Source organism: Pseudomonas sp. G34 (genome assembly GCF_031119625.1).
Taxonomy (GTDB): domain Bacteria; phylum Pseudomonadota; class Gammaproteobacteria; order Pseudomonadales; family Pseudomonadaceae; genus Aquipseudomonas.
The window spans coordinates 136,414-150,204 of record NZ_JAVHZV010000003.1 but is presented as its reverse complement, the minus strand read 5'-3'; the positions used below and the strand labels follow the sequence as shown (position 1 = coordinate 150,204).

16 protein-coding genes are annotated in these 13,791 nt (G+C 64.7%); 7 read left to right on the top strand and 9 right to left on the bottom strand.

The features are described from left to right. The first annotated feature begins 259 nt into the window (after positions 1–259). Both QYS36_RS02545 and QYS36_RS02540 read left to right on the top strand, forming a co-directional pair. On the top strand, positions 260–1,201 hold the full coding sequence (locus tag QYS36_RS02545; protein WP_308838005.1) for an OmpA family protein: 942 nt from the start codon (positions 260–262) through the stop codon (positions 1,199–1,201). 99 nt (positions 1,202–1,300) lie between these two features. Further along, positions 1,301–2,518 carry an argininosuccinate synthase gene (locus QYS36_RS02540; protein WP_308838004.1) on the top strand — a complete coding sequence of 406 codons (1,218 nt, stop codon included), beginning with the start codon at positions 1,301–1,303 and terminating at the stop codon, positions 2,516–2,518. Positions 2,519–2,733: 215 nt separating this feature from the next. On the opposite strand, the gene QYS36_RS02535 is transcribed toward QYS36_RS02540, so the two are convergent. The 6 genes from QYS36_RS02535 to QYS36_RS02510 form a co-directional block, all read right to left on the bottom strand. Next, positions 2,734–3,075, bottom strand: coding sequence for a HopJ type III effector protein (locus tag QYS36_RS02535; protein ID WP_308838003.1), 342 nt, complete (start codon positions 3,073–3,075; stop codon positions 2,734–2,736). Beyond that, on the bottom strand, positions 3,072–3,374 hold the full coding sequence (locus QYS36_RS02530; protein ID WP_308838002.1) for a DUF1244 domain-containing protein: 303 nt from the start codon (positions 3,372–3,374) through the stop codon (positions 3,072–3,074). The genes QYS36_RS02535 and QYS36_RS02530 overlap by 4 nt, the downstream gene beginning before the upstream one ends. A 73-nt stretch (positions 3,375–3,447) precedes the next feature. Next, entirely contained in the window at positions 3,448–3,819 is a 372-nt protein-coding gene (gene folX, locus QYS36_RS02525; protein ID WP_070885581.1) for a dihydroneopterin triphosphate 2'-epimerase, read from the bottom strand. 2 nt (positions 3,820–3,821) lie between these two features. Continuing rightward, complete coding sequence (folE, locus tag QYS36_RS02520) at positions 3,822–4,382, bottom strand: GTP cyclohydrolase I FolE (RefSeq protein WP_308838001.1); 561 nt, start codon at positions 4,380–4,382, stop codon at positions 3,822–3,824. A gap of 21 nt (positions 4,383–4,403) precedes the next feature. Further along, the gene (folM, locus tag QYS36_RS02515) at positions 4,404–5,114 is read right to left on the bottom strand and encodes a dihydromonapterin reductase (RefSeq protein ID WP_308838000.1); all 711 of its coding nucleotides are present in this window, start codon (positions 5,112–5,114) and stop codon (positions 4,404–4,406) included. A gap of 150 nt (positions 5,115–5,264) precedes the next feature. Further along, positions 5,265–5,837: an antibiotic biosynthesis monooxygenase gene (locus QYS36_RS02510; protein ID WP_308837999.1), complete on the bottom strand. Its 573-nt coding sequence runs from the start codon at positions 5,835–5,837 to the stop codon at positions 5,265–5,267. A gap of 429 nt (positions 5,838–6,266) precedes the next feature. Between QYS36_RS02510 and QYS36_RS02505 the strand changes: the two genes are divergently transcribed. Then, complete coding sequence (locus QYS36_RS02505) at positions 6,267–7,220, top strand: MerR family transcriptional regulator (protein ID WP_308837998.1); 954 nt, start codon at positions 6,267–6,269, stop codon at positions 7,218–7,220. Between the two features lie 10 nt (positions 7,221–7,230). On the opposite strand, the gene QYS36_RS02500 is transcribed toward QYS36_RS02505, so the two are convergent. Further along, entirely contained in the window at positions 7,231–7,833 is a 603-nt protein-coding gene (locus tag QYS36_RS02500; RefSeq protein WP_308837997.1) for a hypothetical protein, read from the bottom strand. Between the two features lie 62 nt (positions 7,834–7,895). Then, positions 7,896–8,348, bottom strand: a complete 453-nt coding sequence (locus QYS36_RS02495) for a PAS domain-containing protein (protein WP_308837996.1) — start codon at positions 8,346–8,348, stop codon at positions 7,896–7,898. Between the two features lie 123 nt (positions 8,349–8,471). On the opposite strand from QYS36_RS02495, the gene QYS36_RS02490 reads away from it, so the two are divergent. Both QYS36_RS02490 and QYS36_RS02485 read left to right on the top strand, forming a co-directional pair. Next, a complete protein-coding gene (locus tag QYS36_RS02490) occupies positions 8,472–8,939 on the top strand; it encodes a flavodoxin (RefSeq protein WP_308837995.1) in 468 nt (155 codons plus the stop codon). 361 nt (positions 8,940–9,300) lie between these two features. Continuing rightward, positions 9,301–9,474, top strand: a complete 174-nt coding sequence (locus QYS36_RS02485; protein WP_308837994.1) for a hypothetical protein — start codon at positions 9,301–9,303, stop codon at positions 9,472–9,474. A gap of 66 nt (positions 9,475–9,540) precedes the next feature. Here QYS36_RS02485 and QYS36_RS02480 read toward each other — a convergent pair whose 3' ends face one another. Next, a complete protein-coding gene (locus QYS36_RS02480; protein WP_308838007.1) occupies positions 9,541–11,070 on the bottom strand; it encodes a sigma-54-dependent transcriptional regulator in 1,530 nt (509 codons plus the stop codon). A 169-nt stretch (positions 11,071–11,239) separates the two neighbouring features. Here QYS36_RS02480 and mdcA point away from each other — a divergent pair, with 169 nt between their 5' ends. Both mdcA and QYS36_RS02470 read left to right on the top strand, forming a co-directional pair. Then, a complete protein-coding gene (mdcA, locus tag QYS36_RS02475; protein ID WP_308837993.1) occupies positions 11,240–12,907 on the top strand; it encodes a malonate decarboxylase subunit alpha in 1,668 nt (555 codons plus the stop codon). After that, the gene (locus QYS36_RS02470; RefSeq protein WP_308837992.1) at positions 12,907–13,791 is read left to right on the top strand and encodes a triphosphoribosyl-dephospho-CoA synthase; all 885 of its coding nucleotides are present in this window, start codon (positions 12,907–12,909) and stop codon (positions 13,789–13,791) included. The genes mdcA and QYS36_RS02470 overlap by 1 nt, the downstream gene beginning before the upstream one ends.

The window sequence follows — 13,791 nt, the reverse complement described above, 5'->3', positions numbered from 1 at the left end:
GGCTAAATGAGTCGGCGAGAAACGCAGCGTCGCGGCAAAACGGGCCCGGCCCTTCGGGTTGCGCGAGAAATCTCGCCATGCGTCGTTGGAGGACTTGGCAAGGGAACAACCATTCCCTGCGTCCTCCGCCTAGCCTGGCGAGATTTCTCGCGGCAACGCGGCTCGCGTTGAAACGGCAACAGACCCTAGGCTGCGCACTCAAGTTTTCCCGGTGGCCACCGATACCAGAAGGGTAAGGTGCATTTACCCGGAGCTCGCTGTGCGACAGCCTCTTTTCCTCATCATCGGATTGATCGTCAGTGCTGGCGCGAGCCTGCCTGCGGCGGCGATCAGCTTCCAGACCCGCCTGGAAAAGGTCGAATGGCAGGTGGCCGGCGACAAGTTCGAGTGCCGCCTGAGCCAGCCGATCACCGATTTCGGTGCCGGGGAATTCGTCCGCCGCGCGGGTGAGCAAGCGACCTTTCGCCTGCAGGCACGCGAGCGTTGGCTGGGCAGCGGCTCGGCCACCTTGTTGGCCGCCGCGGCGCCCTGGCAGCCGGGGCGCGGCGACATCAACCTTGGTGCGGTCAGCGTCGGCAGCGGGGAGGTGCCCTTCAACAGCAGCCAGGAGCAGGCCGGGCGCCTGCTCACCGGCCTGTTGGAAGGGCGTAGCCCGCTGGTGCGCCACCGTACCTCGCTGGGCAGCGAAAGCCTGGAGGTGCGGCTGCTGCCGGTGCGTTTCCGCAAGGCCTACGATGACTACCTCAATTGCACTGCCAAGCTGCTGCCGGTCAATTTCGACCAGGTGCGCCAATCCAATATCGGCTTTCCTGGGGGCGGCACCGAGCTCGATGCCATGGCCAAGGCCAGGCTGGAGATCATCCTCGACTTCATGAAGGCCGACCCCACGGTCAATCGCATCGAGCTCGACGGGCATTCCGACAACAGCGGCAATCGCCTGACCAACCGTGACCTGTCGCGCCGCCGTGCCCTGGCGGTGATGGACTACCTGAAGGCCAATGGCGTGCCCGATGAACGCATCATCATGCGTTTCCATGGCGAGCGTTATCCGCTGGTGCCCAACAACAGCGCCGCCAATCGTGACAAGAACCGTCGCGTGTCGGTGCGCCTGGACAAGGTGCCCGAAGCGCCCGTGCAACCGACCGAGCAGGCCACACCCGCCGCACCACCGGTACCGGCCACACCGGCTGCCACCTCCTGAGCCTGTCGCCTTGACGCCATCGCCTGTCGCACCCCTGTAAATCGGCGCCCATGGGCAGTAGAATCACGGGCTTTCGAACAACCCCGTGGAGTGGATGGCATGTCGGACGTCAAAAAGGTAGTTCTGGCCTATTCCGGTGGCCTGGACACCTCGGTGATCCTCAAGTGGCTGCAAGATACCTATAACTGTGAAGTGGTGACCTTCACCGCCGATCTCGGTCAGGGCGAAGAGGTCGAGCCGGCCCGCGCCAAGGCCCAGGCCATGGGCGTCAAGGAAATCTACATCGACGACCTGCGCGAAGAATTCGTGCGTGATTTCGTCTACCCGATGTTCCGCGCCAACACCGTCTACGAAGGCGAGTACCTGCTGGGTACTTCCATCGCCCGTCCTCTGATCGCCAAGCGCCTGATCGAGATCGCCAACGAGACCGGCGCCGACGCCATCTCCCACGGCGCGACCGGCAAGGGCAACGACCAGGTGCGTTTCGAGCTGGGTGCCTATGCACTCAAGCCCGGCGTCAAGGTCATCGCCCCGTGGCGCGAGTGGGACCTGCTGTCGCGCGAGAAGCTGATGGACTACGCCGAGAAACACGCCATCCCGATCGAGCGTCACGGCAAGAAGAAGTCGCCGTACTCCATGGATGCCAACCTGCTGCACATCTCCTATGAAGGCGGCGTGCTGGAAGACACCTGGACCGAGCACGAAGAAGACATGTGGCGTTGGACCAAGTCGCCGGAAGCGGCGCCGGACACCCCGACCTACATCGAGCTGACCTACAAGGCCGGCGACATCGTTGCCATCGACGGCAAGGACATGAGCCCGGCCACCGTGCTGGCCGAACTGAACCGCATCGGCGGCGAGAACGGCATCGGCCGTCTGGACATCGTCGAGAACCGTTTCGTCGGCATGAAGTCCCGTGGCTGCTACGAAACCCCCGGCGGCACCATCATGCTCAAGGCCCACCGCGCCATCGAGTCGATCACCCTGGACCGCGAAGTCGCTCACCTCAAGGATGAGCTGATGCCCAAGTACGCCAGCCTGATCTACAACGGTTTCTGGTGGAGCCCTGAGCGCCTGATGCTGCAACAGATGATCGACGCCTCCCAGGCCAGCGTGAATGGTGTGGTGCGCCTGAAGCTGTACAAGGGCAACGTGATCGTCACCGGCCGCAAGTCCGATGATTCGCTGTTCGATGCCAACATCGCCACCTTCGAAGAAGACGGCGGCGCCTACAACCAGGCCGACGCGGCGGGCTTCATCAAGCTCAATGCCCTGCGCCTGCGCATTGCCGCTGGCAAGGATCGCAAGCTGCTGTAACGGCTAGCGCTTCCCGTCCACGCCGCAGCCCTGCATTCGCCAGGGCTGCGGCGTGTGATTTCTCTGTAACCATCAGCCACGTACCAGCCGACTGCCTTTGGCGATCTCGCTACAGGGCGGTGCTTGTGTGGGCGTGATGATCGTCGAGGGCGTCGCCGACCTGCCAGGCAGGGCGGCGGTGCAGGCCGGGCGAATGCCGGGCCGGGGATGCGAAGCTAGGCCTTGCGGGTCAGCGGTTGCTGTTCGAACCTGACGCCAGCCAGGCCGCTTTTCATCAGGGCGCGGATGTTGCCATGGTCACTGCCTTCGGGCGTGGCCAGTACGCTGCGGTAGTGCTCGCCGAAACACTGCAGGGCTTCCTGGTCGCTCAGGCCTTCGAGCAGGGCCAGAGCGAGGGTCTTGCACGAGCCTTCGTTCTGGCCAGCGGCGTTCTCTACCTCGCCGTTGCGAAAGGCGCTGGGCTGGTAATCGTAGTGCTCGGCGACAAAGGCCAGGGTTTCGGCAAAGGCGAAATGCTCGGCAGCGAGGCGGGCACGGAAGTCGTTCAGATGGCTCATGCGGATCCTTTCGGGTTCTTGGCGGCGAAGGCAGCCTGTTGCTCGGGGCTGGCTTCGGTCTGGTACTTGGCCTTCCACTCGGCGTAGGGCATGCCGTACACCTCTTCACGGGCCTGATCCGGGGTGATGGCGATATCCAGATCGTCGGCCGCGGCCTTGTACCACTTGGACAGGCAATTGCGGCAGAACCCGGCCAGGTTCATCAGGTCGATGTTCTGCACGTCCGGGCGTTCGCGCAGGTGTTGAACCAGGCGGCGATAGGCGGCGGCTTCCAGTTCGAGACGTTGTTGATCGTTCATGGCGTTTCTCTCCGGGAGGGATGGCGCGATGATAGAAGCCGGCAGGCCGCTCGGCAACCGGGCGGCCAATGGCTCAGCGGTGGCCGGCGAGGGTGATCGACACCGACTCGGCGAAGCGCAGGGCGTGGGGCTTGTCGACTTCCACCTCGGCATAGCGCACGGCCTCGTGGGTCATCACCAGGTCGAGAATCTCCTGGGTCAGCCGCTCCAGCAGGGCGAAACGGTTGCCCTCCACGTGGGCGATGATGGCCTTGGTAATGGTGCGGTAGTTGAGGGCGTGCTCGATGTCGTTGTCGCGCACCGCATCGACGGCTGGGTAGAGAATGGTCAGGTTGATCAACACGTCCTGCTTGTTGTTGATCTCCTCTTCCTTGATGCCGATGAAGGTGCGCAGGCGCAGGTCCTTGACGCGGATGCGCGCCATGCCGGGTTCGAGTCTGGGCATGCTTACTTGCTCCGTCCGATCAGTTGCAGGAATTCGTGACGGGTATTGTAGGACTCACGGAAGGCGCCGAGCATCACCGAGGTGCTCATCACCGAATTCTGCTTCTCCACACCGCGCATCATCATGCACATGTGCTGGGCTTCGATGACCACGGCCACGCCGGCGGCCTGGGTGACTTCCTCGATGGCATTGGCGATCTGCCGGGTGAGGTTTTCCTGGATCTGCAGGCGGCGTGCGTACATGTCGACGATCCGGGCGATCTTCGACAGGCCGAGCACCTTGCCGGTGGGGATGTAGGCCACGTGCGCCTTGCCGATGAAGGGCAGCAGGTGATGCTCGCACAGCGAATACAGCTCGACGTCCTTGACGATCACCATCTCGTCGCTGTCGGAGCTGAACAGCGCGCCGTTGACCACTTCTTCCAGGCTCTTTTCATAGCCGTTGCACAGGTACTGCATGGCCTTGGCGGCGCGCTTTGGCGTATCCAGCAGGCCTTCACGCTCGGGGTCTTCACCGAGGCCGAGGAGGATTTCACGGTAATGATTGGGCAGTAATGGGTTCATCGTCATTATCCTCGCGGCGCCTCACTTGAGGTGGCGGCCGCCGTTCACGGTCAGGGTGGTGCCAGTGATATAGGGGGTGTCCAGCAGGTAGCGCAGGCTCTGGTAGATCACCTGCGGACCAGGCTCGAAGCCCAGGGCGGATTTGCTCAGGGCCTTGCTTCGGTATTCGGCGTCGTCATCTTCATTGAACATCAGCAGCGCCGGGGCGATGCCGTTGACCTTGATGGCTGGCGCGAAGCGCGCCGCGAACGACAGCGTCAGGCTGTCCAGGCCAGCCTTGCTGGCGCAGTAGGCCGGGCGGTTGCCCGAGCCCTTGCGCACCACGTCATCGCTGATATGGACGATATCCGCCTGCTCGCTGCGCTGCAGCAGTTCGGCGCAGTGCAGGTTGATCAGGTAAGGCGCCAGCATGTGCACGGTGAACAGCTGGGCGAAGGCGGCCGCTTCCTCGCCGGGGGCTTCGGCGAACCAGGCCGAAGCGTTGTGCACGATCGCCCGCAGGCTGCCGGTATGGCATTTGAGTTCTTCGATAAAGGCCAGGATGCTCGCTTCATCGCTGAAATCGGCCTGCAGGGTCAGCGCACCGCGCTCGCGCAGGCGCTGCAGGGCAGGCTTTTCGCTGCGAAAGGTCACGATCACGGCATGGCCGTCGTCGAGCAGGCGCTCGGCGCAATGCAGGCCGACACGCTGGCTGGCACCGGTGATCAGGATCGGGGCGTTGCTGACGCTCATGGAAGTCGACCGCAGGTAGGCGAAGAGGCGCCGCGATGAATGCCGGCTAACCAGGTTGTACAACGTTATAGCAGCCGTACAACCTGTACAACCCTTCGAACACTACGGGAAAGCGAGGCGCCATCACCTTGCTGGTGACGGCGCCGCGGTTCAGCCACTGGTGGACGGGCTGGCTCTGCGCGGCAGCGCCGTGCTGCGGGTTCCCTGCAGCCAGGGGGCGAGCAGGCGGGTGACCAGCGGAATGAACAGGTAGGTCATCAGCGGCGTCAGTGCCAGGGTGCTGAGCAGCACGCGGGTGATCAGCGGCACATCGGCCAGCAGGTTGCCGAACAACAGGTTGAAACACAGCGACACCGGGAAAAAGGCCAGCCAGATGGCGATGGTCTGTTTCCAGCGCGGTGGCTGGCGCAAGCCAGTGCCGAACCAGGCGTCGATGCCCAGGGCGCGGTGCTCGTGTGGCTGGGCGAACAGGCCCTTGCCACGCTCCAGCCAGGCACGCCGCGAGGCGGAGTGTTCCCAGGTGGCCATGGTGTGCTCGTCGGTAAAGCGAAAGATCATCTGGAATTCGTCATCGCCAGGCGGCGGGGCGAGTACGCCGGAGCCCAGATAACCCGGGAAGTCGGTGGCCAGCTGCTCGCCTTCGCGTAGCCACGCCATGAAATCGTGATAGCGCTCGCTGGCGACGCGGCGCGCCACCATGAGGGTGACCGGTTCGGTAGACATCGTGTATCTCCTGCTGAGCACATGGCCAGGGTAGGGCCAGGCGATAGGCGCGGTTCGGGGTGGTGAGCCGCGTCGTGATTGCAGCAAGGATTATTCCTATTTCCCGACAATTAGCTAGCGCAGTTCGCTGCCAGGCCGAGAAAAGTGGCCAGGTGCCGCCATCTACAAGCCGGGCAGGCAGTTTGCCGTTCGTCGGCGAGTGCTGCTCGGCTGGCGCTGCAGGCAAGGATTTACCTCAACTTTGCACCGGTTGCGGCAGTCTTGATTCGTTATGGGGCACCGCACAGGCTGTATGAAAGCCACTGCGCTCGGTCATGCAGCCTTGAAGCCGGGCTCTTGTCGCCTGTACAGGCCTTGTACAAGTAACGTCAGTGGCGGCCCGAGCTGAAGTAAACTTGCGAAATCCTGACCTCTGCAACGGTTTTTTCTATGTCCGATCTGGTTGGTTGCGCACCTTTCAACGTCAATGCCTTCAAGGAGGAGGACCTGTTCCCGATCCGCGAGGTGGCGCGGTTGACAGGCGTGAACCCGGTGACGCTGCGCGCCTGGGAGCGGCGCTACGGCCTCATCCAGCCGGTGCGCACCGACAGCGGCCACCGCCTCTATTCACCCGCGGACGTGGAAACGGTTCGCAGCGTGCTGGCGTGGATCGAGCGTGGCGTGCCCGTCAGCAAGGTCGGCCGGATACTGACGCGCAACGAAACCGCCCAGGCCAGCGCCGCGCCCACCTATGAATCGGCCACCTCGGGCGAGTGGACGCAGTGGCAGACCCGGATGCTCGCCGCGTTGCAGGCCTTCGACGAGGCCGAGCTGGATCGTGTTTATGGTCAGGTGTTTTCCAGCTATCCGCTGTCGGTGACCTTCCAGGACATCATCATGCCGCTCTGGCAGCGGCTGCTGCTGCGTTACGGGCGCCCGGGCTACGGCAGCGAGTGGCTGTTCTTCGACACCTATCTGCGTAGTCGGGTGTTGCAGCGCCTGCACAACCTGCGTGACGAGCCGGGGCGCCGCCTGCTGCTGGTGGCGTTGCCCGGGCGCTGCCGCGAGCTGGAATTGCTGGTCACCGGGCTGCTGCTCAATCCCGTCGATGCCGCCGTGCACGTGCTCGGTATCGGCCAGGCGCTTGAGGAGTTGCCGCAGGTATGCAGCAAGATGCAGCCAGTGGCGGTGGTGGTGTTTTCCAACCAGGCGCCGGCGGCCGATACCGGGCAACTGCTCGAGCGCCTGTCGCTGAGCCTGGACTGTCCGCTCGCCCTGGCGGGTGAGGGGGCGGATCTGTTGGAAGACAGTTTCCGAGGCTCGCCGATTGCTTGCCTGGGTAGCGATGGCCGGCTGATACGTCGCCGCTTGCGGCAGTTCCTGGCCGGCTGCCTGGATACCTGAAGCGCGCTTTTTACAGGCTGTGCGCCTTGGGGTAGCGCTTGCGATGCTGCTGGTACAGATGGGCCTGCAGGCGCTCGCTGCTGTCTTCATCGAGCGCCAGTTCGTAGGCCAGCATGCCGTCTTCGGTGATGCGTACCAGGCTGCCCTGCAGAATGATCGGCTCGATGTCTTCGATATCCAGGCCCAGGCTGAAGCGTTCCGGCGGCGAGGCCTTGGCGGTCTGCGCCACCAGCAGGCCACTCAGGGAAAGCTCGTGAACCTCCAGGCTGCTGGGATGGCCGTCGCGGCGCAGTAACGGCTGCGGCGGATCGAGCGGCAGGCGCCAGGCGCGGTGGAAGGAGCCCTCCTCGAAAATCTGCGGAACACCCAGTTCCAGGTGCGGCGTGTTCTCGGCGTCGGTGACCAGGTGCGGTTTGAACGTCAGGCGCTGGTTGTCGATGTGCGCCTCGATGGTCAGTTGCTCCTTGGCGGCGCAACTGGCCAGCAGCTCGGCGGTCTGGCGTGCGGCATCGACCTGCAGAACCGGATCGGGCTCGGCAGGGGGCTGGGCGCTTTCCGTAAGCTGCTGGATGAATTCCATTTCGAGGGGGGTTAACAGGGACGAATCCTGCATGACGGCTTCTGCGCAAGGAGATGGGGCTCTCTTGTGACAACTCGACCGATGTTTCGTTACCGTTACCGCGATTTTTTCAGCGCTGCCAGTTCGGCACGCAGGGCTGCCAGCTCTGCTTCCAGGGCCTTTACTCGTTGTTGGCTCGCCACATGTTCACTGACGTCCTTCTGCACGCCGATGAAGTAGGTCAGCTGATCGGCTTCGTTGAAGACGGGGGTAATGGACAGCTCGTTCCAGAAGGTGCTGCCGTCCTTGCGGTAGTTGCGAATCACCTCGCGACAAGGCTGGCGGCTGTGGATGGCCTTGCGGATCAGCGCGGCGGCCGGCTGGTCACGTTCTTCGCCCTGCAGGAAGCGGCAGTCCTGGTAGAGGATTTCCTCGCTGCTGTAGCCGGTAAGGGCCTCGAACGCCGGGTTGGCGTAGATCAGGATATGGTCCTCGCCTTCCTGTTCCGCGACCACGATGCCGTCGTTCGAGGCCTCGACCACCCGTTGCAGCAAGTTGGCATTGATCATCACATGCGTCCCCATCGATTTTCACCAGTCTACCAGAGGCACAGCGATTGCCACCTGGCCGGGCAGGGCAGCGCGAGGCGCGATGCGGCATAATGGCGGGCAGTTCTAGTTGATGGAGTTTTCATGAAAGTCGCGATTCTTTCCGGTTCGGTTTACGGCACCGCTGAAGAAGTGGCCCGGCACGCCGAGTCGTTGCTCAAGCAGGCCGGTATCGAAGCCTGGCACAACCCGCGCGCCACGCTCGACGAGGTCAAGGCCTTCGCCCCCGAAGCCTTCCTGGTGGTGACCTCGACCACCGGCATGGGCGAGCTGCCGGATAACCTGCAACCGCTGTATCAGCAGATCCGCGATCAGCTGCCGGCCTGGGGTGGGCTGCCGGGCGGGGTGATCGGCCTGGGCGATTCCAGCTACGGCGACACCTACTGCGCCGGTGGCGAACAGGCCCGGGAATTGTTCGCCGAGCTGGGCATTCGCGAAGTGCTGCCGATGCTGCGTATCGACGCCAGCGAAAGTGTCACGCCCGAGCAGGATGCCGAGCCGTGGATCGGCGAATTTGTCGGGATGTTGCAGAAAAGCGACCGTCCATCCTGATGAACGAACATTGTTGAACCGGGGCCAGTCGGGTGTAGGGAGCGTTCATTTTCAGCGATGAAAAGTACATCGATGAAAGCGGGCGAGCTTCTCCCACCAACTGGATGAAAGGTGACGACAATGAACACGTCTAAAATTACCGCTCTCGTATTCAGTGGCCTGCTGGCCGGTGCCATGCTGCCAGCAGTTGCCGATTCGACTGCCCCAGCGCCTACCGGCCCTACTAACCCCTCCGCGCCCGCTGTGCCGACAAATGATCCAGGCCTGGGTACCGATGACGGCAACACGCTGCCTGGTGGCACCATGAATCCAGGCACCAATAACGGCGCAACCACCCCAGGTACCGGCACGGGTACCGGTAATGGAACCGGCGCAGGTTCCGACCCGATGCCAGGCGGCACTGGCACCAATGGCGGTGGCACCGGCACTGGCACCGGCACCGGCGGTGCGGGCACAGGTACCGGTACTGGCGGCGGTGCGGGTAGCGGCGCCGGTGGTGCTGGTGGCGCCGGCGGTAGCGGTCAGTAACCACTGAGTGGCGCAGGCGTTCCCGGTTTAGTCGGCGAGCGCCTGCCGATTACTGGCTATGGGCAAAGGTGCCTCAGCGATTGCCTTTGATACCGTATTTGCGCAAGCGTGTGGCGATAGCACTGTGGGAGGTCTGCAGGCGCGCTGCCAATTGCCGCGTCGAGGGATGGCTGGCGTAGAGCTTTTCCAACAAGTCCTTTTCGAATGCCGAGACCGCGGCCTCCAGGCTGCCAACTTCCCCTCCCGACTGTTGCGCGACTGCCGTGCCGGCGATGTCCAGATCACCGACCTGCACCAGATTGCTCTCGCTGATGGCGGCTGCCCGAAAAATCACGTTCTGCAACTGACGCACGTTGCCCGGCCAGCGATTGCCGAGCAGTGCCGGGTAGGTGTCAGGGGTGAGGCGACACTGGGTGCGCTGGATCTGCGCGCAGGCCTGCTGCATGAAGTGGCGGGCCAGCAGCACGATGTCCTGACCGCGTTCGCGCAGCGGCGGCACCTGCAGGTTCAGCACGTTGAGGCGGTAGAACAGGTCCTCGCGAAACTCCCCATCGGCGACCATGCGCTCCAGGTCGCGGTGGGTGGCGCTGATGATGCGCACGTTGACGCGCTCCTCGCGATCGCCGCCCACCCGGCGGAAGGTGCCGTCACTGAGAAAACGCAGCAGCTTGGCTTGCAGGTAAGGGGACATCTCGCCGATCTCGTCGAGAAACACCGTGCCGTGATTGGCCAGCTCCAGCAGCCCGGGCTTGCCACCGCGCTGGGCGCCGGTAAAGGCGCCGGGGGCATAGCCGAACAGCTCGCTTTCGGCGAGGCTCTCCGGCAGGGCCGCGCAATTGAGTGCCAGGAACGGCGCGGCGTGGCGCGGGCTCAGGGCATGGCAGGCACGTGCCACCAGCTCCTTGCCGGTGCCGGTTTCACCATGGATCAGCAGCGGGGCGTCCAGCGTCGCCACCCGCTGCGCTCGCGCCTTCAGCGTGCGGATGGGCAGAGAGTCGCCAAGCAGTGAATCGAAACCCTCGGCATGGTCGTGGTGCAGCGCGGCCAGGCGTGCACCGATGCGGCTGGGCTCGTAGAGCGTGAGCAGGGCGCCTGCCAATTGGCCGGCTTCGGCGGCTTCGCTGATCGGTGTGGCGTCGAGCAACAGCGCCTGGCCATTGAGGGTTACTTCGCGCAGTGGCAGCGCAAAGCGCTGGTCGAGCAGGGCCTGCTGCAAATCGGCATCGGCGAACAGCTCGCCAAGCGCCTCGCCCTCCGGCTCACGGCCACACAGGGCAATCAACGCCGGGTTGGCCAGCAGCACGCGGCCGCCACCATCGACGGCCAGCACCGGATCACTCATGGCGGCCAGCAGTGCATCGAGCTGCAGGCGGCGGCGTTGCCCGGGCAGGATATCGACCACCTTCACCGCCTGCACGCCGCGCACCTTGAACAGGGCGTCGCGCAGCTCCTCGAGCACCGCCGCACTCAGCGTTGGCGCATCGATATAGACATTGGGCGGCACCATCTCCACGGCATCGAGGTTCAGGTTGCGGCCGCCCAGCAGGGCGAGCACTTCCTGGGTAATGCCGACGCGGTCGATGAAGGTGACGTGAATGCGCATGGTGACCCAGGTAACGGAGGAGGGTGGCGCAGTATGCCCGGTCTGCTCGGCAAGGTTAACCGGCGCCAATCGTTAACCTGGCCGTAACGATACGACGCCGTGCTTGATTGATGGGCGGGGATTGCACTTCTACTGTGTCGCCACGACAGCGGAACTCGTGGAGTCTTCAATGACAACAACAATATCCCCACCGCCGCAGTGGTCGCGCCGTCGCGCGGAAAAGGCGCGGCGACTCGATCAGGTGCGTCACCTTGCCGATGGCGTGGTGCTGCCGGGCGACAAGATCGTCACTGCGCTCGAGGCGCTGATCGCCCCCGGCGACCGGGTGGTGCTCGAAGGCAACAACCAGAAGCAGGCGGATTTCCTTTCCCGCTCGCTGGCCCAGGCCGACCCCGGCCGCCTGCACGACCTGCACATGATCATGCCCAGCGTCAGCCGCGCCGAGCACCTCGATCTGTTCGAACGCGGCATCGCCCGCAAGCTCGATTTCTCCTTCGCCGGGCCACAGAGCCTGCGCATCGGCCAACTGCTCGAAGACGGCCTGCTGGAAGTCGGCGCCATCCACACCTATATCGAACTCTACTCGCGCCTGCTGGTGGACCTGATCCCCAACGTCGCCCTGGTCGCCGGCTTCCAGGCCGACCGCCACGGCAACATCTACACCGGCCCGAGCACCGAGGACACCCCGGCGCTGGTGGAGCCCACCGCGTTCAGTGACGGTATCGTGATCTTCCAGGTCAACGAGATCGTCGACGAACTGCCGCGGGTGGACATTCCCGCCTCCTGGGTCGACTTCGTGGTGGTCGCCGACAAGCCCTTCTATATCGAGCCGCTGTTCACCCGCGACCCGCGCCATATCAAGCCGGTGCACGTGCTGATGGCGATGATGGCGATCCGCGGCATCTACGAGAAACACAAGGTGCAGTCGCTCAACCATGGCATCGGTTTCAACACCGCGGCCATCGAACTGATCCTGCCCACCTACGGCGAGTCCCTGGGCCTGAAGGGCAAGATCTGCCGCAACTGGACCCTCAACCCGCACCCGACGCTGATCCCGGCCATCGAGACCGGCTGGGTGCAGAGCGTGCACTGCTTCGGCACCGAGCTGGGCATGGAGGGCTATATCGCCCAGCGCCCGGACGTGTTCTTCACCGGCCGCGACGGCTCGATGCGCTCCAACCGCCTGATGTGCCAGTTGGCCGGGCAGTACGCGGTCGACCTGTTTATCGGCGCCACGCTGCAAGTGGACGGCGATGGCCATTCCTCCACCGTCACCCGTGGCCGCCTGGCCGGCTTCGGTGGCGCACCGAACATGGGCCACGACCCCCGCGGTCGCCGCCATCCGACCCCGGCCTGGCTGGACATGGCCATGCCGGGCGGTGAAGCGCCGGTGACCCTGCTCGAACGTGGCAAGAAGCTGGTGGTGCAGATGGTCGAGACCTTCCAGGAAGGCGGCAAACCGACCTTCGTGGAAACCCTCGACGCCGTTGGCGTGGCGCAGAAGGCCGGCATGCCGCTGGCGCCGATCATGATCTACGGCGACGACGTGACCCACCTGCTCACCGAAGAGGGCATCGCCTACCTGTACAAGGCGCGCAGCCTGGAAGAGCGCCAGGCGATGATCGCCGCGGTGGCCGGGGTTACTGCCATCGGCCTGCGCCACGACCCGAAAGACACCGCACGGATGCGCCGCGAAGGGCTGATCGCCCTGCCCGAAGACCTCGGCATCCGCCGCACCGACGCCAGCCGTGAGTTGCTCGCGGCCAAGAGCATCGCCGAGCTGGTCGAGTGGTCGGGCGGCCTGTACAACCCGCCTGCCAAATTCAGGAGCTGGTGATGAATGCACTCACTGCACTTCAGCCGCAGCTCTCGCTGTCCTTGTGCGATTGGCTGGCCGACCTGGCGGTCGACGCGCTGATCGACGAGGCCGACCTGTCGCCCAAGCCGGGGCTGGTGGATCGGCGTGGCAGCGGCGCCCACACCGACCTGCACCTGGGCCTGATGCACGCTTCGGCGCTGGCCCTGTGGCCGAGCTTCAAGGCCATGGCCGAGGCGGCCCGGCAACGCGGCGAGATCGACCTGCACCTGCGTGAAACAGTCGGCCATATCGGCCGCGAAGGCGAGGTGGAGATGCTGCGGGTTACCGGCGGCATCAATACCCATCGCGGCGCGATCTGGGCGCTGGGGCTGCTCAGCGCCGCCGCCGCGCTGGATGTGAGCATGCTGGCGCCCGCCCAGGTCGCCCTGCGCGCCGCGCGCCTGGCCCTGCTCGATGACCGCGCGGCGCCCGCCACCGGTGCCAGCCATGGCGCCCAGGTCTGTCGCCTGTACGGCGTGCATGGCGCCCGCGAAGAAGCGCAGCTGGGCTTCCCTGCGGTGATCCAGCAGGCGCTGCCGCAACTGGCGCGCAGCCGCGCCGCCGGGGCAGGGGAGCAGAACGCCCGCCTGGATGCGCTGCTGGCGATCATGACCCAACTGGCTGACACCTGCGTGCTCTACCGCGCCGGCATGGCCGGGCTGACCCGCATGCAGAGCGGTGCCCGTGCAGTGCTCGCCGCTGGCGGTTGCGCCAGCCTCGACGGGCGCCGCCTGCTGCGTGATTTAGAGCGCGACATGCTGCACCTGCGTGCCTCGCCTGGCGGCGCTGCCGATCTGCTCGCCGCCACCCTGTTCCTCGACCGCCTGCAGCATGGCCTGCCGGCGCAGCTTGGGAGTCTGTGA

What these genes read in the sequence shown, in the direction of transcription:
- QYS36_RS02535 (WP_308838003.1), bottom strand. Translation starts at nt 3,075, where the DNA reads ATGAGCCATCTGAACGACTTCCGTGCCCGCCTCGCTGCCGAGCATTTC.
- QYS36_RS02495 (WP_308837996.1), bottom strand. Translation starts at nt 8,348, where the DNA reads ATGATCAATGCCAACTTGCTGCAACGGGTGGTCGAGGCCTCGAACGAC.
- mdcA (WP_308837993.1), top strand. Translation starts at nt 11,240, where the DNA reads ATGACAACAACAATATCCCCACCGCCGCAGTGGTCGCGCCGTCGCGCG.
- QYS36_RS02510 (WP_308837999.1), bottom strand. Translation starts at nt 5,837, where the DNA reads ATGTCTACCGAACCGGTCACCCTCATGGTGGCGCGCCGCGTCGCCAGC.
- QYS36_RS02530 (WP_308838002.1), bottom strand. Translation starts at nt 3,374, where the DNA reads ATGAACGATCAACAACGTCTCGAACTGGAAGCCGCCGCCTATCGCCGC.
- QYS36_RS02500 (WP_308837997.1), bottom strand. Translation starts at nt 7,833, where the DNA reads ATGCAGGATTCGTCCCTGTTAACCCCCCTCGAAATGGAATTCATCCAG.
- QYS36_RS02485 (WP_308837994.1), top strand. Translation starts at nt 9,301, where the DNA reads ATGGAACCGGCGCAGGTTCCGACCCGATGCCAGGCGGCACTGGCACCA.
- QYS36_RS02480 (WP_308838007.1), bottom strand. Translation starts at nt 11,070, where the DNA reads ATGCGCATTCACGTCACCTTCATCGACCGCGTCGGCATTACCCAGGAA.
- QYS36_RS02505 (WP_308837998.1), top strand. Translation starts at nt 6,267, where the DNA reads ATGTCCGATCTGGTTGGTTGCGCACCTTTCAACGTCAATGCCTTCAAG.
- folX (WP_070885581.1), bottom strand. Translation starts at nt 3,819, where the DNA reads ATGCCCAGACTCGAACCCGGCATGGCGCGCATCCGCGTCAAGGACCTG.
- folM (WP_308838000.1), bottom strand. Translation starts at nt 5,114, where the DNA reads ATGAGCGTCAGCAACGCCCCGATCCTGATCACCGGTGCCAGCCAGCGT.
- folE (WP_308838001.1), bottom strand. Translation starts at nt 4,382, where the DNA reads ATGAACCCATTACTGCCCAATCATTACCGTGAAATCCTCCTCGGCCTC.
- QYS36_RS02540 (WP_308838004.1), top strand. Translation starts at nt 1,301, where the DNA reads ATGTCGGACGTCAAAAAGGTAGTTCTGGCCTATTCCGGTGGCCTGGAC.
- QYS36_RS02490 (WP_308837995.1), top strand. Translation starts at nt 8,472, where the DNA reads ATGAAAGTCGCGATTCTTTCCGGTTCGGTTTACGGCACCGCTGAAGAA.
- QYS36_RS02470 (WP_308837992.1), top strand. Translation starts at nt 12,907, where the DNA reads ATGAATGCACTCACTGCACTTCAGCCGCAGCTCTCGCTGTCCTTGTGC.